This window comes from Halosolutus sp. YCN4 (assembly GCF_059736495.1).
On the sequence record NZ_JCASSM010000002.1, the window covers coordinates 45,225 to 65,740 of the forward strand.

21 protein-coding genes and 1 pseudogene are annotated in these 20,516 nt (G+C 66.9%); 11 read left to right on the forward strand and 11 right to left on the reverse strand.

All coding sequences use genetic code 11. The features are described from left to right. Positions 1–43: 43 nt before the first annotated feature. The 5 genes from AC6I6X_RS06405 to rio1 form a co-directional block, all read right to left on the reverse strand. Positions 44–547 carry a metallophosphoesterase gene (locus AC6I6X_RS06405; RefSeq protein ID WP_497929690.1) on the reverse strand — a complete coding sequence of 168 codons (504 nt, stop codon included), beginning with the start codon at positions 545–547 and terminating at the stop codon, positions 44–46. 52 nt (positions 548–599) lie between these two features. Beyond that, positions 600–875 (reverse strand): DUF7513 family protein, encoded by a 276-nt coding sequence (locus AC6I6X_RS06410; protein ID WP_497929691.1) that lies wholly within the window; start codon positions 873–875, stop codon positions 600–602. Beyond that, positions 872–2,422 (reverse strand): Na+/H+ antiporter NhaC family protein, encoded by a 1,551-nt coding sequence (locus AC6I6X_RS06415; RefSeq protein WP_497929692.1) that lies wholly within the window; start codon positions 2,420–2,422, stop codon positions 872–874. The genes AC6I6X_RS06410 and AC6I6X_RS06415 overlap by 4 nt, the downstream gene beginning before the upstream one ends. A 183-nt stretch (positions 2,423–2,605) precedes the next feature. After that, the gene (locus tag AC6I6X_RS06420; protein ID WP_497929693.1) at positions 2,606–3,442 is read right to left on the reverse strand and encodes an RNA ligase family protein; all 837 of its coding nucleotides are present in this window, start codon (positions 3,440–3,442) and stop codon (positions 2,606–2,608) included. Between the two features lie 2 nt (positions 3,443–3,444). Next, the gene (gene rio1, locus AC6I6X_RS06425; RefSeq protein WP_497929694.1) at positions 3,445–4,314 is read right to left on the reverse strand and encodes a serine/threonine-protein kinase Rio1; all 870 of its coding nucleotides are present in this window, start codon (positions 4,312–4,314) and stop codon (positions 3,445–3,447) included. Positions 4,315–4,445: 131 nt separating this feature from the next. Here rio1 and arcD point away from each other — a divergent pair, with 131 nt between their 5' ends. The 5 genes from arcD to ligA all read left to right on the forward strand — a co-directional run bounded on the left by arcD (position 4,446) and on the right by ligA (position 10,591). Beyond that, on the forward strand, positions 4,446–5,909 hold the full coding sequence (gene arcD, locus AC6I6X_RS06430) for an arginine/ornithine antiporter ArcD (RefSeq protein WP_497929695.1): 1,464 nt from the start codon (positions 4,446–4,448) through the stop codon (positions 5,907–5,909). 123 nt (positions 5,910–6,032) lie between these two features. Next, the gene (locus AC6I6X_RS06435) at positions 6,033–7,433 is read left to right on the forward strand and encodes a selenium-binding protein SBP56-related protein (protein WP_497929696.1); all 1,401 of its coding nucleotides are present in this window, start codon (positions 6,033–6,035) and stop codon (positions 7,431–7,433) included. An 8-nt stretch (positions 7,434–7,441) separates the two neighbouring features. Continuing rightward, the gene (locus tag AC6I6X_RS06440) at positions 7,442–7,825 is read left to right on the forward strand and encodes a 2Fe-2S iron-sulfur cluster-binding protein (protein WP_497930488.1); all 384 of its coding nucleotides are present in this window, start codon (positions 7,442–7,444) and stop codon (positions 7,823–7,825) included. Between the two features lie 117 nt (positions 7,826–7,942). Then, positions 7,943–8,353: a 2Fe-2S iron-sulfur cluster-binding protein gene (locus AC6I6X_RS06445; RefSeq protein WP_497929697.1), complete on the forward strand. Its 411-nt coding sequence runs from the start codon at positions 7,943–7,945 to the stop codon at positions 8,351–8,353. 117 nt (positions 8,354–8,470) lie between these two features. Further along, positions 8,471–10,591, forward strand: a complete 2,121-nt coding sequence (gene ligA / locus AC6I6X_RS06450; protein WP_497929698.1) for an NAD-dependent DNA ligase LigA — start codon at positions 8,471–8,473, stop codon at positions 10,589–10,591. Between the two features lie 25 nt (positions 10,592–10,616). On the opposite strand, the pseudogene AC6I6X_RS06455 reads toward ligA, so the two are convergent. The 5 genes and pseudogenes from AC6I6X_RS06455 to AC6I6X_RS06475 all read right to left on the reverse strand — a co-directional run bounded on the left by AC6I6X_RS06455 (position 10,617) and on the right by AC6I6X_RS06475 (position 14,305). Continuing rightward, positions 10,617–10,758: pseudogene (locus tag AC6I6X_RS06455) on the reverse strand (multidrug transporter). 206 nt (positions 10,759–10,964) lie between these two features. Next, entirely contained in the window at positions 10,965–11,957 is a 993-nt protein-coding gene (locus AC6I6X_RS06460; protein WP_497929699.1) for an ArsA family ATPase, read from the reverse strand. A gap of 106 nt (positions 11,958–12,063) precedes the next feature. Further along, entirely contained in the window at positions 12,064–13,029 is a 966-nt protein-coding gene (locus AC6I6X_RS06465) for an ABC transporter permease (RefSeq protein ID WP_497929700.1), read from the reverse strand. Next, positions 13,026–13,943, reverse strand: a complete 918-nt coding sequence (locus AC6I6X_RS06470; RefSeq protein WP_497929701.1) for an ABC transporter ATP-binding protein — start codon at positions 13,941–13,943, stop codon at positions 13,026–13,028. Before AC6I6X_RS06470 ends, AC6I6X_RS06465 begins: the two co-directional genes overlap by 4 nt. Positions 13,944–14,035: 92 nt before the next feature. Then, complete coding sequence (locus AC6I6X_RS06475) at positions 14,036–14,305, reverse strand: DUF7967 family protein (RefSeq protein ID WP_497929702.1); 270 nt, start codon at positions 14,303–14,305, stop codon at positions 14,036–14,038. 102 nt (positions 14,306–14,407) lie between these two features. Here AC6I6X_RS06475 and AC6I6X_RS06480 point away from each other — a divergent pair, with 102 nt between their 5' ends. The 6 genes from AC6I6X_RS06480 to nrfD all read left to right on the forward strand — a co-directional run bounded on the left by AC6I6X_RS06480 (position 14,408) and on the right by nrfD (position 20,135). Further along, positions 14,408–15,067, forward strand: a complete 660-nt coding sequence (locus tag AC6I6X_RS06480; protein ID WP_497929703.1) for a hypothetical protein — start codon at positions 14,408–14,410, stop codon at positions 15,065–15,067. A gap of 37 nt (positions 15,068–15,104) precedes the next feature. Next, positions 15,105–16,907 carry an excinuclease ABC subunit C gene (locus tag AC6I6X_RS06485; RefSeq protein ID WP_497929704.1) on the forward strand — a complete coding sequence of 601 codons (1,803 nt, stop codon included), beginning with the start codon at positions 15,105–15,107 and terminating at the stop codon, positions 16,905–16,907. Positions 16,908–17,019: 112 nt separating this feature from the next. After that, complete coding sequence (locus tag AC6I6X_RS06490) at positions 17,020–17,316, forward strand: SUI1 family translation initiation factor (RefSeq protein ID WP_497929705.1); 297 nt, start codon at positions 17,020–17,022, stop codon at positions 17,314–17,316. Between the two features lie 103 nt (positions 17,317–17,419). Further along, positions 17,420–17,947 (forward strand): GNAT family N-acetyltransferase, encoded by a 528-nt coding sequence (locus tag AC6I6X_RS06495; RefSeq protein WP_497929706.1) that lies wholly within the window; start codon positions 17,420–17,422, stop codon positions 17,945–17,947. Between the two features lie 181 nt (positions 17,948–18,128). Further along, the gene (locus tag AC6I6X_RS06500) at positions 18,129–18,611 is read left to right on the forward strand and encodes a GNAT family N-acetyltransferase (RefSeq protein ID WP_497929707.1); all 483 of its coding nucleotides are present in this window, start codon (positions 18,129–18,131) and stop codon (positions 18,609–18,611) included. Between the two features lie 204 nt (positions 18,612–18,815). After that, on the forward strand, positions 18,816–20,135 hold the full coding sequence (nrfD, locus tag AC6I6X_RS06505; RefSeq protein ID WP_497929708.1) for an NrfD/PsrC family molybdoenzyme membrane anchor subunit: 1,320 nt from the start codon (positions 18,816–18,818) through the stop codon (positions 20,133–20,135). Positions 20,136–20,153: 18 nt separating this feature from the next. Here the strand turns inward: nrfD and AC6I6X_RS06510 are convergent, their stop codons facing one another. Then, on the reverse strand, positions 20,154–20,474 hold the full coding sequence (locus AC6I6X_RS06510; protein WP_497929709.1) for a hypothetical protein: 321 nt from the start codon (positions 20,472–20,474) through the stop codon (positions 20,154–20,156). Between the last annotated feature and the right edge of the window lie 42 nt (positions 20,475–20,516).

Genomic DNA, 20,516 nt, shown 5'->3' on the forward strand with positions numbered 1-20,516 from the left:
CGGCGTTCGCGATCCGGAAGCGGGACCACGCGTACGGATCGTATCACTCCACGACCGATCGGAACCGCACCGACTCCGAGAGCGTGTCGACGATCGCGACCGTCCGGTCCTCCTCGGAACCGGGCAGGACGTGCGCGCCGGGGTTGAGCACCGTCGTCCGGCCCGCTTCCGAGAGGTCGCGCTCGTGGTGGTGGCCGTAGCAGACGAAGTCGTACGTCTCGCCGGCCGCGATCGCCTCGACCTCCGCTCTCTGCTCCCCGTGGAGGACGGCGAAAGAGAGGCCGTCGAACTCGAGGTCGGCGAAGCGGCCGTGGAGTTCGCTCTCGCCGCCCAGTCTGTCGAAGGCGGCCTGCAGGTTGGCGACGTCGCCGTCGTTGTTCCCCAGCACGCCGTGAAGTTCGAACGCGCCGAAGTACGGGATCATCAGCGGCGCGACGAAGTCGCCGCAGTGGACGACGACCTCGACGCCCTCGGCTTCGAAAATCTCGGTCGCGCGCTCGATCGCCGCGACGTTGTCGTGCGTATCGGAGACGATACCGATGTTCATACGGGTACGCGCGAGGGGAATCGTAAAGAGCGTTGGGCCGATCGGCCGACCCCTATCCGGCGTAGGAACTCTCGCCGACGACCTCGTGGAACTCGCCGCGGCCCGTCGCGTCGGTCTCGTCGAACGACGTCACCGCGACCCGGATCCGCCTGCCGACGTGGTCGGGATCGACGCCCTCGACGTAGAGTCGCGTATCGCCGACGTGCACGAGTCCGACGCCGTCGCCGTCGTACTCGCTGAGGAAGACGTTCACCTCGGTGCCGGGCTCCAGCGAGGGGGTCGTCGATCGGAACGACCACCCGCGGAAGTACTTCCCGAGGAGGCTCATACGCGAGCCACCTCCTCGGACTCGCGATCGATGAGATACTCGCGACCGAAGCCGGTGAACGCCGCGAAGACGAACACCGCGACCAGAAGCCAGCCGTGGAAGACGAACGGGACGACGTCGACCGGGTTGACGACGAGCGACTCGCTGAACCAGGTATATTCGTCCGGCAGGTCCTGCATCGCCGAGAAGCCCACCAGCACCCCGCCGGACCACGGGAAGATGTAGCCGAGCGCGGCCGTCTGGGCGTCCAGGATGTTCGCGCGCCGGTAGCCGTTGATGTTGAACCGCTCGCCGACCTTCGAGATGTAGGGTCCGATCGCGACCTCGGCGGCGGTGTTGATCGTGATCGTCGCGTTGATGAGCGCGGCCGAGCCGACCATCGTGAGTTCGGCGTTTCGGACGTTCGTCGCGAGGTTCTCGAGCGACCAGTCCAGCACCGCCTGGAACGCGCCGCCGCGGATCATGATCTGGGCGGCCGCGATGATGAACAGCACGAGGATCGACAACGTGAAGAACCCGGCTGCGCCCTCGACGAGGCTCCCGGTCACGGCCGGATCTTCGGAGACCACCTCGACGATCGGCAGCGCCGAAAGCTGATCCGCTGCAGGGGCGTCGGCGGGGGCCTCGAAGCGGACCATGGCGCTCGCGGACGCGAGCCCGAAGAGGAGGTTCGCCACCACGGCGACGACGATCCCCCACGAGATCGCTTCCACGATGTGCCGACCGGCGACAGCCGTCGCGATGACGATCCCCATCGAGAGCAGGTGGACGAGGCCGAGCGGATCGCTCTCCGCGACGAAGAGCTGCCTGGCCTCGGCACCGTTGGTGATCTCCGCGCCCGGAAGCACCGAACTCGCGATCACGTAACCGACGAACGCGAGCACCGCGGCGACGATCGCGTACTTGAACCGGGAGGCGACGACGCCCCCGATGTCCGAGTCCTGCGTGACGGCGCTGACGATCGTCGTGTCGCTGACGGGCGCGAGGTTGTCGCCGAAGATCGCGCCCGAGAGGATCGCCCCGAACAGCAACACGGGGTTGGCCCCCAGGAGCACGCCCGCCGGGAAGAACAGGGCGACGAATGCGATCGTCGTCCCGTAGCCCGTCCCGATGCCGGTCGCCAGAAGCGCCGCCAGCACGAACGTGATCGCCGGGAACAGCGCCGCGCCGACGCCCGTGAAGTCGGCCAGCCAGACCAGCCCCTCGACGAAGCCGCCGGTCTGCATCGTCTGGGCGAACATCCCCGCCCAGACCCAGGCGACGATCGCCGTCACCGCGACCGGCTGGGTCATGCCCTCGAAGATCGTGTTCGCGTAGCTCTTCCAGGACCCTCTCGCGAAGAACATCCCGAGGATGAGCCCCAGGAGGATCCCGATGACGAGCCCCTCTTCGCTCGAGATGCGTAACAGCGCCGTCTGGACGATCGCCCAGACGACGAAGAACACGATCGGGAACGCGCTCATTCCGCGCCCGCCGTAGAACGTGAGGTCCGTCTCGTCCGGTTCGGTGTCGAACTCGTCGGTCGGTCCTGTGCTAGATGTACCCATTCGTCTTCCCTCGCTAGAACCCGTCACCGGGGTCGTATTTCAAGCTAATCATGAAAACCGCGCCCGTAATGGGCCCGCGCTGGGACTGATCGGGGGCTAGTCGCCGCTCCGTAGTCGTAAGTGCCGGTTTCGAACGATCACGCCCGATCGGATGGGGGGATCCCGGCTCGATCGAGCGCTCGCCTACGTTCCGTCGGTTCGATCGTCGAGAAACGCCCGCGTGAGCGCGGCGATTTCGGAGCGAACGTCGCTCATCTCGACGCCGGTCTCGCCGTGGTGGAGCCGTCCGTGAGTCTCTCGAAGGACGTTCTCGAGGACGCGATCGTAGAGCGTCTCGAACGTTACGGGCCGGCTCTCGGCCTCGAGTTCCGCCGCGAGTTTCTCGAGCCGATCACGGGTCGCGTACCTCGCTGCCAGTTCCGCGGCCGACGCGTCGATCGGCGTCGGCTCCTCGTCCCCGACATCGGGGTAGAGGAGTTTCGCGCGCTGGCCCCGTTTGTTTCGGATCACGACGCCTTCGGCGGGGCCGTCGTACCACGCCGACTGCGGGACCGCGTACGAGTCGGGGTCGAAGTCCCGGGCGCGGCGCTCTCGTTCGAGGGCGTTCACCGACTCGAGGCCGATCCCGTCGAAAATCGCGTCGACGGCGTCTGGCGGACGGAACGCCTCCGCGTCGGCCGACCAGACGTCGAAGCCAAGAAACGACGGGATGCGATCCCACTCGTAGGCGATCGTCTGGTGGTGAGTCGCCGCCCCGAAGAAGACGACGTCCTCGACGTCGTCGACGGCGTTCCGGAGCGCCTCGCGGTCGAGGGTTTCGCGAACGTGGCGGACGGCGTGCTGGTACGCCTCGGGCACGTCGTCGTAGACGCGGGTTCGATCGCCGAACCGGACGAGTCCCGACTCCTGAAGCTGGAAGCGGAGGTGTGCCCCGTCGATCTTCTCGAGGAGCCACAGATGCCCTTCGAAGAGGTCGTCCGGAGCAGCGTCGACCGGCGGGATGTCGGGATACTCCTTCATCGTCACTCGCGCGACGGGTCCGGATCGGGGCTCGTCACGAACTCGAGCAGTTCGTCGGCGTCGGCGTCGAGCCCCTGCCGGGAGAAGAAACTCGCGACGTTCCGGCAGTCCCGTTCCAGGAAGCCGCGGCTGTTCGGGTGGTGGACCGTGACCGCTTGCCCGAGGTCGATCACCACGAGCTGGCCCTCGTGGAAGACGACGTTGTACTCGCTCAGGTCGCCGTGGACGATCCCCGCCGAGTAGAGCCGGCGCATGTACTCCCGCATGACCTCGTAGGCGGTGTCGGGGTTCTCGATGTGGACCTCGCCGAGTCGCTTCGCGCGGCCGTCCTCGTTGCCGATGTACTCCATGACCAGGACGTTGCGCTCCGACGCGATCGGTTCGGGTACCCGGACCCCGGCCCGTCTGGCCCGCTCTAAGTTCGCCAGTTCCTTCTTCGTCCAGGCGAGCACGACGTCTTTCTTCTTGCCGCCCAGGCCCTCGAAGCGCGGGTCGCCCTCGAGGTAGTCTCGCATCTGCCGGAAGTTCGAGGCGTTGATCCGGTAGATCTTGACCGCGACCTCGCGGTCGTCGCCCAGCGCGTGGTAGACGTTGGCCTCCTTGCCCGTCGAGAGGGGGCCGCCGAACGCCTCGACGTAGCCGTCCTGGACGAGTTTGTAGAGCGCGGCGAAGGTCGCGTCGTCGAACACCGACTGCTCGACCTTGAACTGGTCGGCGTCCGTGATCCGTTCCTCGAACTGCTCGAACTCCCGATCGCGCTTGCGGGCGATCCGATCGGCCTCGGTATCCGAGACGTCGATCTCCTCCCACTCGTCGCCCGGCGTGTCGACCTCCTCGAGGTCGACCAGTCCGAATTCCGTTCCCTCTCCCATCTACTCGATCATAGGCGTCCCAACGGGTAAAGTACCGGGTCCGGTCGGCGAGTCGTACCGGTCACTGCGATGTAGGGTTTCGAATTGGGACATATTTATATCGCTGTAGGAAACACGGACGAGACGCTTTCATGGTACTGGACTTTACCCCGAAAACGTACGACGAAATCCCCCCGGACAAGCGACCGTCCCTGGTGGAGGCGCTCGTTCCGATCGCGGGGATGATACTGTTCCTCTCGGTCGGGATGATCTGGCTGGAGATGGACCCACAGATGCCGCTGCTGTGGGGGATCGCCTTCGCGGGGCTACTCGGACGGTACTACTTCGGCTACTCCTGGGAACAACTCTACGACGGTATCGGTCGGAGTATCCTCACGGGGCTACAGGCCATTCTCATCCTGTTCGTCATCTACATGCTCATCTCGGCGTGGATCGATTCCGGGACGATCCCGACGCTCATGTATTACGGACTGGAGTTCCTGTCGCCGCAGATATTTCTCCCGTTTACCGTCGTCCTCTCGGCTGTCGTCGCCTTCGCGATCGGGTCGTCCTGGACGACGGCCGGAACCCTCGGCGTCGCCATGATCGGGATCGGCTCCGGGCTCGGGATCTCGGAGGCGATGACGGCCGGGGCCGTGCTGTCGGGGGCCTACACCGGCGACAAGAACTCGCCGCTCTCGGATACCACGAACCTCGCCGCTGCGGTGACGAACACGGAACTGATGGACCACATCCGGGCGATGCGCCCCGGCACCCTGATCGCGTTCGGGATCTCGCTCGTGCTGTTCGTCTTCCTGGGCCTGAGCGCGAGCGGGACGGTTCCCGTCGATCGCGTCGCCGAGATCCAAAACGGGCTCGCGAGTAGCTACGTGATCTCGCCGATCACGTTCCTCCCGCTGGTCATCACGTTCGCGCTCGCGTTCTACGGGTTTCCGGCGTTGCCGTCGCTGGGAGCCGGCATCTTCGCCGGCGTCGGGGTCAGCACCGTGGTCCAGGAGGTCGGCTTCGCCGCCGCCTGGGAAACCGTCCACAACGGAACGAGCCCCGAAACCGGCGTCGACCTCACGAACGAACTGCTCGCGAGCGGCGGCCTCTCGGGGTCCGTGTGGGTCGTTTCGATCGTCGTCGCCGCGCTGGCGCTGGGCGGGATCCTGCAGGAAACCGGCGTGCTGGCGGCGCTTGCGTACCACATCGGACGGGCAGTCAGTAGCGTCGCGGGCCTGACGGCCGGAACGGCCGCGGGAACGATCGCGATGAACTTCCTCGCCGCGGAGCAGTACATGGCGATCGTCGTTCCCGGCATGACCCTGCAGAACCTGTACGACGAGTACGACCTCGAGAGCCGAAACCTCTCTCGAGCGGTCGAAGCGTCCGGGACGACGACGTCGGCGTTCGTCCCCTGGGGATCGGGCGGCGTCTTCATGGCGTCCGCACTCGGCGTGCCGGTGATCGAGTACGCCCCGTACTACTTCTTCGGGATCCTCTCGCCGCTGGTGCTGATCCTGATGGGCGCGACCGGGTGGCGGATCTTCTACAAGGAGCACCCCGAAGCGGAATCGGCGCCGGAGACGGCCACGACGCCGTCCGTCGACTGAGATCACCTGCGTCGGGCGGCCCCTCGAGATCGAAGACGGCGACTGTCCCCGGGCATCGCTCCCCCACCCGCTCCAGTCACGGCCCCGGCTAGACTTATTTTCGTGCTCGTGGTGGGTCAGGCCATGAGTGATGCTAGCACAACAGACGACGTCGAACCGGACCACGGCCACGAACACCACCACGACCACGAGGGACCTGGCTACTCGACGCCGCAGGCCGCCATCGAGGAGAGCGAGCGGGAGAAACTGGCGTACGTGATGAGCCTCTACGTCGGCACCGACGTCGACGAACCGGACTTCGTATCGGTCGTTGACCTCGATCCCGACTCGGAGACGTACTGCGAGATCGTCGATCGGATCGAAATGCCCAATCGCGGGGACGAACTCCACCACTTCGGGTGGAACGCCTGTTCCTCGTCCTGTCACGTCGAGGGGCTGGAGCGGCGCCACCTGATCGTCCCCGGCCAGCGGTCCTCGCGGCTCCACGTGATCGACACGAAAGACCGCCGGAACCCCGAACTGGTCGAGGTGATCGAACCCGAGGAGGTCTTCGAGTACGACCTCTCGGCTCCGCACACGGTCCACTGCGTTCCGGACGGGAAGATCCTGATCAGTATGCTCGGCGACGCCGACGGCGACCTCCCCGGCGGATTCCTCGAGTTGAACGACGACTTCGAGATCGAGGGCCGGTGGGAGCCGCCGGGCGAGATCGAGATGAACTACGACTACTGGTACCAGCCCCGCCAGAACGTGATGGTGTCGAGCGAGTGGGCCGCCCCCAAAACGTACTACCCCGGCTTCGACCTCGACGACGTCGAGGCCGGCAACTACGGCCAGCGGCTCCACTTCTGGGACTGGGAGAACGGCACCGTCGAGCAGACGATCGACCTCGGCGAGGAGGGACTGATCCCGCTCGAAGTCCGATTCCTCCACACGCCAGAGTCGACCCACGGGTTCGTCGGGGCCGCGCTGTCGTCGAACATCTTCCACTTCTGGGAAGAAAACGGTGAGTATCACGCGGAGAAGGCAATCGACTTCGAGAGTCGCGAGCACGACGACTGGGACATGCCGGTCCCCGCGCTCCCGACGGACATCCTCATCTCGATGGACGATCGGTACCTGTTCGGTTCGAACTGGCTCCACGGCGAGGTCTGGATGTACGACGTCTCGGACCCGGCGAACCCGCGACGGGCCGACTCGCTCTCGGTCGGCGGTACCTTCGGCGAGGTGCAGGAGGTCCAGGGGCGTGAACTCGCCGCCGGCCCGCAGATGCTCCAGCTCTCGCTCGACGGCGAGCGCCTCTACTTCACGACGTCGCTGTTCTCGTCGTGGGACGACCAGTTCTACCCCGAGGAAGCCGAGCGCGGATCGGTCATGCTGAAAGCCGACGTCGATCCACGCGACGGGACGATGACCCTCGACGAAGACTTCCTCGTCGACTGGGGCGAGTGCCCGGCGGGTCCGGCCCGCGCCCACGAAATCCGCTGGCCCGACGGCGACTGCACGAGCGACGTCTGGCAGTGAGCCCGGCGGTGGCTCGCTACGACGTCACCCTCGACCGGATCGGCGGCCCGACGCGGACGATCGAGGTCGACGAAGACGAGACGGTGCTCGAGGCTTCGCGGCGGAGTGGGGTCTCGTTGCCGTACGGGTGTCGGACCGGCGCGTGCGGCACCTGCGTGGGCCGGTTGCTGGCGATCGAGGGGACGGAGAGCGGCGACGACGCAACCGACGCGGATGGAACGCCGATCGACGTCGCGGACGCGTTCGCGTACCGGCGCGAACCACGGGCGCTGAAACCGCGCCACCGCGACGACGGGTACGTACTCCTGTGCATCGCCAGCCCGCGGGCGAACTCTCGGGTCGCCGTCGGCTCGCGGGTACAGACGGAACTGGTCGACAACCCCTGGAAGTGACGTCGGAGGGGAAAGCGGCGATCGGTTCGGGCGCGTACAGTCTTTTCCCTCCGTCCGCCGTAGAGACGGTATGGACGTAGAGAGCGTGAACGTACGACGGCGACCGAGGACCGGGCGATGACCGGCCACGACGTGACGTTGGAGTGGCCGGACGGCCGAAGCGACGCCGTGACGGTCGAGCCCCGGGAGACGGTGCTCGAGGCGGCCCTGCGGAAAGGGATTCGCTTACCGTACGACTGTCGGGAAGGGACCTGTACGACCTGCGTGGGTCGACTGCTCGCGGTCGACGGGGACGATTCTGTCGCCGCCAGCGGAGAGAGGGCCGACGCCGACGACGCGGAGTCCGGCGACCGCCGATCGATCGACGCCGCGACGGCGTTCGACTACCGACGCCCGCCGGCGGCGCTGACGGAGCGAGAGCACGCGGACGGCTACGTCCTGCTGTGTATCGCCCTGGCACAGGCGGACTGTCGCGTCGCGGTCGGGCCGCGGATTCGCGCCGAAATCGGCGACAGTCCGTGGGGATGAGGACTCTCTCCGGCGCGAGCGTCGGGGTTTCTCGCGCTGCGTCTCGGTTCGGATGACCGCCGGGCGAAGCGACTGCAATACTGTTAACGGGGCGGCACCGTAACGTTCGACCAACGAATGTCTCTCGCCGACGGGAACGCGGACGAAACGAACCCGTACCTTCGCGATCCGCCGACCGACTTCGAGCCGATCGAGGACCTCTCGGAGGACGAGGCCCGCGAGCAGGTCGCACTCCTCCGCGATGCCATCCGCGAGCACGATCGCCGCTACTACGTCGAGAACGATCCGATCGTCGCCGATCGGACCTACGACGCGCTCTTTACCCGCTTGCAGGAACTCGAGGACGAGTTCGGTCTCGCGCACCCGGACAGTCCCACGCGGAGCGTCGGCGGCGAACCGATCGAGGAGTTCGAGACCGTCGAACACGTCGCGCCGATGCTCTCGATCGACGCGAGCGGCGATCCCGACGACGTGCGGGAGTTCGACGAGCGCGTCCGGCGCGAGTTGCGCGAACGCGGGGGTGCGAGCGCCGACGAACACGCGGTCGCGGTCGACTACGTCTGCGAACCCAAGTTCGACGGCGTCTCGATGGAGTTCGTCTACGAGGAGGGGAGCCTCCAGCGGGCCGTCACCCGCGGCAACGGCCGCGAGGGCGACGACGTGACCCGGAACGCGCGGACGATCGGCTCCGTCCCGCAGCGCCTCCACGGCGATCACCCCGATTTCCTCGCGGTTCGCGGCGAGGTCTACATCCCCAAGGACGCCTTCCAGGAGCACAACCGCGAGCGGATCGAACGCGGCGAGGACCCGTTCGCGAACCCGCGCAACGCGACGGCGGGGACGATCCGCCAGCTCGATCCCTCGATCGTCGCCGAGCGCCCGCTCGACGTCTTCTTCTTCGACGTGCTCGACGCGAGCGACCTCGAGGACAGCCACCGCGCGGAACTCGAGCGCTTCCCCGACTGGGGACTGCGGGTGAACGATCGCGTCGCGGTCGTCGACGACGTCGAGGGGGCGATCGACTACCGCGACCGCATGCTCGACGCGCGCGACGACCTGCCCTACGAGATCGACGGCGTCGTCATCAAGGTCGACGACCGCAAGGCGCGCGAGGAACTCGGGCGGACGGCCCGCCACGATCGCTGGGCCCACGCCTACAAGTTCCCCGCCCGATCGGAGGTGACGACGATCGCCGACGTGGCGGTCCAGATCGGTCGAACGGGACGAGTGACGCCGGTCGCCCTGCTCGATCCGGTCGACGTCGGCGGCGTCACCGTCTCGCGGGCGAGTCTCCACAACCCCGAAGAGATCGCGGCGAAAAACGTCGACGTGGGCGACACCGTGCGCGTCCAGCGCGCGGGCGACGTCATCCCCTACGTCGAGGAGGTCGTCGAGAAGGGGAGCGACGGCCACTACGAACTCCCGGACCGCTGTCCCGTCTGTGACAGCCCGATCGAGCGCGACGGCCCGATGGCCTTTTGCACCGGCGGGCTGGCCTGCGACGCCCAGCTGCGGCGATCGATCGAGTACTACGCGAGCGACGACGGCCTCGATCTCGAGGGGCTGGGCGAGAAGAGCGTCCGCCAGCTGGTCGATTCCGGGCTCGTCGGATCGATCGCGGACCTCTACGAACTCGATCGGGAGGCCCTCACGGAACTCGACGGGTGGGGAGAGACCAGCGCCGAGAACCTCCTGGCCGAGATCGAGGCAGGCCGCGAGCCACCGCTGTCGGACTTCCTCTCCGCGCTGGGGATCCCCCACGTCGGACCGGCGACGGCTCGCGAACTCGCCCGAGAGTTCGGGACGTTCGCGGCGTTCCGCGAGGCCGCCGCGGCCGACCCCGATCGGCTCGAGGGGGTCGACGAAATCGGCGCAACCGTCGCCGAGCAAATTCACGAGTTCTTCACGAGCGAGGCCAACGCCGAGGCGGTCGACGCCATCCTCGAACACGTCTCCCCGCAGGAGTCCGACCTCGAGACGGGTGGCGACGAACTCGAAGGACTCACGTTCGTCTTCACCGGCTCGCTCGAGGGCGTCACGCGCAGCGAGGCCCAGGAGACGGTCGAAGCACACGGGGCCAACGCGACGGGAAGCGTCTCGGGCAACACGGACTACCTCGTCGTGGGGGAGAACCCGGGCGCGACGAAACGCGAGGACGCCGAAGAAAACGACGTCCCGATCGTCGACGAGACGGAGTTTCGTGAGTTACTCGCGGGATACGGGATCGACCTGGAGTAGGCGTCGCAGCCGACGCGAGTGACAGTTAGCCGATCCGACTGCCGACCACGACGAGGGAGATCGCCGCGGCGAACACCCAGGATCGTCGGAACGAGTTGACCGCCGCCCCACTTCCAGCCGAAGACCTGGGTGCCGACGATCGCGACGAGCGGGACGGCGATCCCGATCGCGGTGACGAGTTCCCCGTCCGAGGTGCGTCTCGAGGGAGTTCACGTCGATCCGTACCGTGCCGGCTGCGATGCCGGCCACGCAGGAACCCGGTATAAGGTTCGCTAGTATTCAATTTCTAATGATACGAAGGCGGGCAGCATATTGGTCGTTCGCTCCTGTAGTACCATAGAACGGCCAGTGTATCGTTTCCGAACCGGCCCTCTCATCGCAATTTTGACGACTCCCCGATCCGATCAGCTATCGCCGCAAGCGCCTCACGTCCCTGTACCTCGTCCTCGAGTTCGGGTACGATCGTGACCGCGAGATCGGGGAAGGTCTCCCGGATCTCGCCGACGCGGCGTTCGTGACGCTCCCGCCGGGACTGACAGCGCGAACAGCCCTCCGTCGGGTCCTCGAAGACCCGGTTGACGACGAGGCGATCGATCGGGATCTCGGCCTCGCGGAGGCGGTCGACGAGTCGCTCCGTCTCGGCGATCGCCATCCGTTCGGGATGGGTGACGACGCGAAACGTCGTGCGCTCGGGATCGCGGAGGATTTCGCGGGCGCGCTCGAGGCGGTCCTGGAACCGGACGAGGTCGTCCTCGTCGCGATCGGTGCCGGTCATCGCGGCCATCGGGCCGAGGACGGCGCTGCGGGCCGCGGTGCCGATCCGGCGGACCTGCCCCCGGAGCGATCGGGTCGTCTCGAGCGCGAGCCCCATCACCTCGGGCGTGTCGAACAGCCGAAGCGTGTGGCCCGTCGGCGCGGTGTCGAAGACGACGACGTCCCACGCGCCCGAGTCGACGTACTCGACGAGCAGGTCGAGGGCCGCGAGTTCGTCGCTCCCCGCGGGCGCACCCGCGGCGAAGATCCGTTCGACCTCCTCCTCGTCGAGCCTGATTCCGGCGCTTCGCAGATCGGCCGCGAGCGCCCGCGCCAGCGTTTCGTACCGCTCCTTGCGGGTCTCGGGGTCGATCTCGACGGCCCACAGGCCGCTCGACCCGTCGGCGTCGGTGGCCGCACCGTCGCCCACCCCGTCGATCGCCGTCGGCTCCGGCCCGATCGGGGTTCCGAACGAGTCCGCCAGCGAGTGGGCCGGATCGGTCGAGACGACGAGGGTATCCCGACCCTCGTCGGCGAGTCGGAGTCCGGTCGCCGCCGCGCAGGTCGTCTTCCCGACGCCGCCTTTCCCGCCGTAGAAGATGCAGTCGGTCATAGCGCCAGTACCACGGACCGGTACCTAAACGTCGCGTCGGATCGTGCGTGGGAGTCGACGGCACTCCCGAGAACGGACCGCAGCGTCGAAACGCAGATCGACGCGTTCAGAGATCGACCTTGTCGAACCGGTAGAGCGCGACGGCGATCGGAACGACGATCCAGAACAGCAGGACGACGAGCGCGAACCAGTCCTGCATGTAGAACGGGACGTTCCCGCCGAACGCCGCTTCGACGTTTTGGACGGCCTCGGGATTTCGCTCGGCGACCGAGGTGGCAAGCGTCAGGACGTTCCGATAGGCGACGCCGGGATCGAAGTTGTTGAACAGGTAGAACACGTCGTGTGGCCGGGTCAACTCGACCGTCTGGCTGTCGGGGCCGGTGACCGTGTACTCGGTGCCGGGGAGGTAATCGAGCCGGACCAGCAGGTTGGCCATGCTAAGGACGGTCTCCCAGACGATGTAGAAGAGGACGAAGACGCCGAACGCGAACGCGCCGGCGAGGGTCGTCGAGCGCGCGAACGACGAGATGGCGACGGCGATGCTGGTGTAGGCGACGCCGTAGAGGATCGAGACCAGGAGCAATCCGACGTAGTCGACGACGTCGAACCCGCCGAACAGGACGGCGACGATGGCCGCCGCCAGGAGGAAGCCGGTGACGAGCGAGACGGACAGCACGCCCGCTCGGCCGATGAGTTTGCCGAGCAACACGTCCTTCCGGGAGTGAGGCAGGGAGAGCAACACCTTGATGCTCCCGGACTCGCGTTCGCCCGCGATCGCCTTCCAGCCCAGGACCAGCGCGATCACGGGGATGACGAGGCGCGTGACGTTGTGGGTCAGGCCGATGAGTCCCTCGGTCGTCGCCCCTGCCTGGGCGAGGTCGGCCCCGGTGTACCACAGGATCACCGTGGGAATCACCAGGATCATGAAGAAGAACAGGCTCAGGCCCATGAACAGCCACGATCGGACCGCGTCCTGGAAGTCCTTCTTCGCGATCGCGCGGATGCTGTCGGGATCGATCGAACTCGACGGGGTCGTGGTCGCTCGCGACCCGCCGGCGGTCTCCGTGCTCATGCTTGCACCCCCGTGGTGTAGGACTTGAAGACGTCGTCGAGCGAGGCCTCGGTCGTCGAGAAGTCCGCGACCTCGATCCCGTGGTCTTCGAGCGTCGAGAGGACGGCGGTCTTCGACCCGTTGACCTGGACGACGATCGTCGGCGGATTCTCGCTCTCGACGCCGGCGTCGCTCACGTCGGGGAGCGAGCGCACCGCGTGCAGAGCCTCGTCGTCGATCCGATCGACGGTGACTCGCAGCGCTTCCCCGCCGCTGACGGAGTCGCGAAGCCCTTCGACGGAGTCGACGGCGACCATCTCGCCCTCGCGGAGGATGCCGACGCGGTCACAGACCGCCTCGACCTGCTCCATGATGTGACTCGAGAAGAACACCGTCGCGCCGCGCTCGTTCTCCTCGCGGACGATCTCGCGCATCTCGCGGGCGCCGTTCGGGTCGAGGCCGGTGGAGGGCTCGTCCAGGATCAGCAGGTCGGGTTCGCCGACGAGCGCCATCGCGAGCATGAGCCGCTGGGACATCCCTTTCGAGTAGCCGCCGGCCTTCTTGTCGATCGCGTCGGCCAGGTCGACCCGTTCGAGGAGGGCTCGGGGGTCGTCGTCGACGCCTTTCGACTCGATCGCGAACTCGAGGTGCTGGCGGCCCGTGAGCCGATCGTAGGTCTGGTAGCCTTCGGGGAGGACGCCGGTCCGCGAGCGGATCTCGCGGCTGTGTGCCTGCGCGTCGAGGCCGAGGACCTGGACCTGCCCGGCGGTCGGACGGACGAAATCCAGGAGGACGTTGATCGTCGTCGACTTGCCGGCCCCGTTGGGACCGAGGAAGCCGAACACCTCGCCCTCCTCGACGTCGAACGAGAGGTCGTCGAGGGCGAGGGTCTGACCGTAGGATTTGGTCAGGTCGTCGACTGTGATTGCGGGCATAGCTATCTGTGTGGACACACCGTTCGCCGATAAGGTTTGTCACTTGCAGGAATGATATACGCCGTATTCGCGCAGGAATTAGTGGTCGGGTTTCAGATCGGATCGTCGGGATCGTACCGCTCAGCGGTTCGTTCGACCTCCGCGGCGTACCGTTCGCGGGTGTCCTCGTCCGGGACGGGTTCGAGGTCGTCCTCGGGAATCTCGGTCGCCGCCGTGACCGTCGGCCCGGTTCGAAGCGACGTCGAGGACCGCTGGCGTTGCTGGTAGCGCGACCCATCCGGCGTCGCGTAGACGATCGTCACGAAGTCGCGGTCGCCGAACTCGCGTTCGACGAGCCAGCACCGTACCGTCGACTCACTCATACCCGGGCCTTGCGGATCGAGGACCGAGAATGTACCGTGTCGGCGCCGCCACCCCGAGAAAGCACCGCCAAACTTTGAGGATCGGGGAGCGAGGGCGACACGATGGAGTGGACGGACCACGTCGATCAGTTGCTCCTCGACGGGGAACGCGAGCGCGAGCGGATCGAACTCGAGTCGGCGATCGTCGTCGTCACGACCCACCGCGTCCTCGCGTTCACCCCCGGGCGCGACGGGGCGGACTTCCGGGCCGTCGATCGGCCGAACGTCCGGTCCGTGACGGTCGACGACGACGGGAGCCGGTCAGCCGCCGGCTGGACGCTCGCGTTCGGCGTCCTCGGTATCGCGTTGCTCGTGACGTCCACGGTCGTCGATCCGAGCGGGATCGTCGGCGACGTCGACGGCACCGGCCCGGTCTCGGGCGTCGTCGAGACCGCGTTCCGGGTCGCCGAGACGGTGTTGACGGGCGTCGAACTCGCGCTGTTCGGCGGCGGATTCCTCCTGCTCGTGCTCAGCCTGCTGTTCGGCCTGTGGTACGGCTACTCGCGATCGCGCCGACTGGTCCTCCGGATCGCCGGCGACGACGACCTCGACCTGCCGATCACGGACGCCGATCTCGAGGCCGGCGCGGTCCCGGCGCTCGAGGCCGCGATCGGGCCGGAATCGGGCGAGAGCGGTCTCGCGGACGGGCCGAACGAGGGTGGCGGGACACCCGACCCCGATCGCGGCGGTGAGGTCACCCGCAGGGACGGGGCGAATCGGTGACGTCAGGCTGAAAGCCGCTCGCTACGTAGGGCCGCCGATGAACGCAGACGGGGTTCGCGAACGGGCGCGATCGGTGCCGCGTGAGCCCGGCGTCTACCAGTTCCAGGAGGGCGAGACGACGCTGTACGTCGGGAAGGCCGTCGACCTCCGAAGTCGCGTCGGTTCCTACGCCGACCCGCGGAGCGCGCGCATCCGGCGGATGGTCGATCGCGCCGACGGGATCGAGATCGCCGTGACCGATACGGAGACGCAGGCGCTGTTGCTCGAGGCGAACCTCATCAAGCGCCACCAGCCCCGCTACAACGTCCGGCTGAAGGACGACAAGTCGTACCCGATGGTCCAGGTGACCGACCACGAGGCCCCGCGGATCGAGATCACCCGCGATCCGGCGGAGTCGGCGACGGTATTCGGCCCGTACACGAACAAGGGACAGGTCGAGACCGTCGTGAAAGCCCTGCGCGAAACGTACGGCGTCCGGGGCTGCTCGGACCACAAGTACGCGGGACGCGATCGGCCCTGCCTCGACTACGAGATGGGGCTCTGTACCGCACCCTGTACCCGTGAGATCGACCTCGAGAGCTACGGCGAGGACGTCACGGCGGTCGAACGGTTTTTCGAGGGCGAGACCGGGATCCTCGCCGATCCGCTCCGCCGGGAGATGGAGGCCGCCGCCGAGGACCGGAACTTCGAGCGCGCGGCGAACCTGCGCGATCGACTCGAGACCGTCGAGGCGTTCCACGGGGCGGGCGGCGAGGCAGTCCAGTCGGTCGGCGACGAACGGGCCGTCGACGTGCTCGGAGTCGCGATCGAGGGCGAGGACGCGACCGTCGCCCGCCTGCGCGCCGAGGACGGCAAACTGGTCGATCGCGATCGGCACACGATGGACGCGCCGGGGGCCGTCGAGCCCCCGGCAGAGAGCGCCGGCGAGGGCGTTCCCGCCGTGCTCGCGGCCTTTCTCGTCCAGTACTACGCCGAGCGCGACCTGCCCGACGCGTTGCTCCTCCCCGAGCGCCACGGGGACGACGAGGTCGCGGCGTGGCTGGACGCCGAGGGGGTCGCCGTCCGGGTCCCTGGCGCGGGCCGCGAGGCGAAACTGGTCGAACTCGCGCTCAAGAACGCCCGCCGCAACGTCGGTGGCCGGGACGAGTGTGGCATGCTCGCGGACGCGCTCGGGATCGACGCCGCCCGGCGGATCGAGGGGTTCGACGTCAGCCACGCCCAGGGGAAAGCGGCCGTCGGAAGCGACGTCACGTTCGTCGAGGGGAGCGCCGAGAAAGCGGACTATCGCCGGAAGAAGTTGACCGACCAGAACGACGACTACGACAACATGCGGGCGCTCGTCGCGTGGCGCGCCGCTCGTGCGGTCGAGGGCCGTGACGATCGGCCGGATCCCGACCTGCTGGTGATCGACGGCGGCGAGGGCCAACTCGAGGCCGCTCGCGACGCGCTCGCGGAGGTCGGCTGGGACGTCCCGGCGATCGCGCTCGCGAAGGCAGAAGAGCGCGTGATCGCGCCCGATCGGGTTCCCACAAGCGGGAGTTCGTCGCGAGCGAAGCGAAGCTACGTCGAGTTCTCCTGGCCGTCCGACGCGCCGCATCTCCACCTCCTCCAGCGGGTGCGCGACGAGGCCCACCGCTTCGCGGTCCAGTACCACCAGACGGTCCGGGACGAGGTCAAGACCGTGCTGGACGACGTGCCCGGCGTCGGCCCCGAGACGCGCAAGCAGTTGCTCGGCCGGTTCGGCAGCGTCGAGAACGTCCGCGAGGCTTCGATCGATGACCTCCGGAGCATCGAGGGGATCGGCGAAAAGACTGCGGAGACGATCAAATCGCGACTGTGACGACGAGCGGGACGAGCGAGTCACCGCCGCGTGGCGCCGAATCACGCGGAGGGAAGCCGACCGTTGCGAGCGCAAGGACAGTAATATGCCCGCCAGCGGAGTATGTGACACCATGTCGAACGAGGACGAACTCGACGACCTGCTCGACGAACTCGACAGCCAGGGCGACCTCGAGACCTCACAGCAAGTCCTGTCGATCCGGACTGAGAGTCGCCGGTACGACAAACCGGTGACGATCGTCGAGGGGTTCGACCTCCCGGCGGACGAGATCAAGTCGATCGCCTCGGACCTGAAGTCCTCGATGGGGACCGGCGGGACGGTCGACGAGGGACGGATCGAACTGCAGGGCGACCATCGCGATCGGGTGCCGGACCTGCTTCGCGATCGCGGATTCGACGTCCGCGAGTGAGACGGATCGGGCGCAGATACCCGCCGAGCGGGACGACATCAACCGCTCGCGAAGAATTCGCGGTTGACGAACGACTTTGTACGATCACTATCAATGACCGGATATGGAGATCCGATCGGCGACCCCCGAGGACTTCGAGGCGATCAACGCAGTCGCACGCGAGACGTGGCACGACACCTACGACGAACTCGACGCCGAGACGATCGAGGACACCGTCGAAAACTGGTACACCGACGACTCGATGCCGCTCGAGGCGCCCGGGACGGTCGTGCTCGTGGCCGAGACCGAGGGGGACGCGTCGACGAGTAGCCGGACGCAGTCCAGCGACGGCGACGTCGTCGGCTTCACCCACGTCGTCGTCCAGGGCGAGCAGGCCGATATCCTCCGGATGTACGTCCACCCGGCCCATCAGGGCGAGGGTGTCGGGACCGCCCTCCACGAGCGGTTGCTCGCGGCGATCGAGCAGTACGACGTCGATCGCGTCCGATCGTTCGACTTCGCGTTCAACGACGTCAGCAGGGCGTTCTACGAGGGACTCGGCTTCGAGAAAACCGGCGAGGGCGAGGTCGAGATCGACGGCGAGTTCTACCCCGAAGCGGTCTACACGCTCGAACTCTATAGTCGCAACTGAAACGAGTTATACACTGATCGCACAGCCGTCCTGCGATCAGGTGTGCATTGACGTTCAGTTGCTACTATAGCGGCCGATCGGTCGCCCGAGAGCATCGCTGGCGGTGGGCCGCCCCGGCGTGCGCGGCCTCCCCAACGAGGCGGGTGGAACCACTTTGGTATTCGATACCGTAGCGACGGGTATGGAACTCCGACCAGCCTCGATCGACGATCGCGAGGCGATCCGCGAGGTCGCGCGAGCCACCTGGCACGACACCTACGACGAACTCGATGCGGAGACGATCGACGAGACGATCGACGACTGGTACGGCGACGAGGCCCTCCAGCAGGCGCTGGAACAGGCCGGGACCGCGTTCCTCGTCGCCGAGAAAGACGGAAAGATCGTCGGCTTCACCCACGGCGTCGTCCAGGGCGACGAGGGCGACGTCCTCCGGATGGCCGTCCACCCGAACCATCAGGGGGAGGGCATCGGAACGGAGTTACACGAACGGCTCCGGGAGGACCTCCAGGACTTCAACATGGAACGGATGCGGGCGATCGACCTCGCCTCGAACGAAGGGGGACAGCGGTTCTACGAGGAACAGGGCTTCGAACAGACCGGCGAGGGAGAGGTCGAGATGGGCGGCAAACAGCGCCGGGAAGTGGTCTACACGCTGGAACTGTAGCGGAGTCGGGAGGAGCGACAGTTGGCTTACGGACCGGGAGGCCGTCACCGCCGGTGTGCGCTCCCGAGATTGCGGACGTCGTTCGAGCGCCAACCGGGTGAGCGGGCCGGAAACCACGTTCGGGAGGACCACATGAAGGGGCTTGCAAATTCACCGGACGGAAGCAAGTGGTTCGCTATCATCTGTTAGTGAAGAACTCCCATCATGGCCACGAAATCGCCGAGTGAGGCGGACATTCTCCGTCCGATCAGACACACGTCGACGAAGTATTACGCGCTGGTCGCCATCGCCGGACTGCTGTTCGGGATCTTCCTGGTCGGATGGGGATACCAGCTCGCACAAGGGCTCGTGGTCACCGACCTCTCGGACTGGGGCACCGGCGGTGGCGTGACCTGGGGGCTGTACATCGGCGCGTTCATCTGGTGGGTCGGCATCGCTCACGGCGGGATCATCCTCTCGGCCGCCGTTCGGCTCCTCGGGATGGACCGGTACATGCCGGTCGCCCGGCTCGCCGAACTGCTGACGCTCGGCGGACTCTCCGCCGCGGGCTTTTACATCATCATCCACCTGGGCCGACCCGATCGGATGGTCACCAGCGTGCTGGGCCACTACCACATCACGGTGCACAACTCGCCGCTGGTGTGGGACGTGACGGTCATCACGGCCTACTTCGTGCTGACCGCGACGTACCTGGCGTTGACGGTCCGGTACGACGTCACGCGCCTGCGTGACGACCTACCGGATCGGCTGAACCCGATCTACAGGGGGCTGACGCTCGGCTACACCGAGAAAGAGGACGAGATCGTCCAGCGGATGGTCTGGTGGCTCGCGCTGGCAATCATCATCATGGCCCCGCTCTTGCTCCACGGTGGCGTCATTCCGTGGCTGTTCGCGGTGATCCCGACGTACCCGACGTGGTACGGCGGCGTCCAGGGACCGCAGTTCCTCACGATCGCGCTCACCTCGGCGATCAGCGGCGTGATCCTCCTCTCGTACGGCTTCCGCTGGAGCTACGACTGGGATCACATCATCACCGACGACATCTTCCGCGGCCTGTTGCTGTGGCTCGGGTTCTTTTGCCTGCTGTTCCTCTGGCTCCAGCTCCAGCAGAACGTCACCGGCCTCTTCAAGCCCCCGGTGGACGTGGGCCACGCGGCGGAGGCACGGCTCGGGAGCCCCATCTATCAGACCTCGATGTTGCTGGTCTTTACGGTGCTCGCGTACATCTTCGCACAGACGCTCCGACCGAGCCTCTTTACGAAGAAACGGGCCGTCGCAGCCGGGATTCTGGTGCTCACCGCGACGGTCATGGAGAAAATTCTCTTCGTCGTCGAGGGCTTTCTGCACCCGACGTTCGACATCTACGAGGCGACGCCCGGCGAGTACTTCCCGAGCCTCATCGAGATCATGTCGCTCGTCGGGACGATCGCCATGGTGACGCTGTTCTTCGCGCTCGTCGCGAAGGTCGTCCCCGTGGTGGAACTGCACGCGATCGAACACCTGCGGGACGACCACGAGGAGTGACGGTCGATCGAGATCGAGCTATTCGAACGCGTCGAGTCGACCGCCGTCCGTCCCGTCGACGATCGCGACCTGGTCGATGATCGCGCCAGGAAGCGACAGCCCCCAGCGCCCGGTCGATTCGGACGGCAGTGCAGCTACCGGGCCGGCAACCCCGGTGTTCCCGGACGAGCCCTGGAACGACGCCCAGCCGAGGGACGTCGAGTCGGCGATCCTCTCGTCGTCCTCGTCGTTCTCGATGGTATCATCGCCGGTATCGCGCTCGTCGGTTTCGTCCGAATCGTCACCGCTCTCGAGCGCGCTCGAACAGCCCGCTTCGGCACACGAAAGCGCACCTATCAACTCCAGTGAGCGTCGGGCGTCGATTCCCCGCGCGAGCGATCG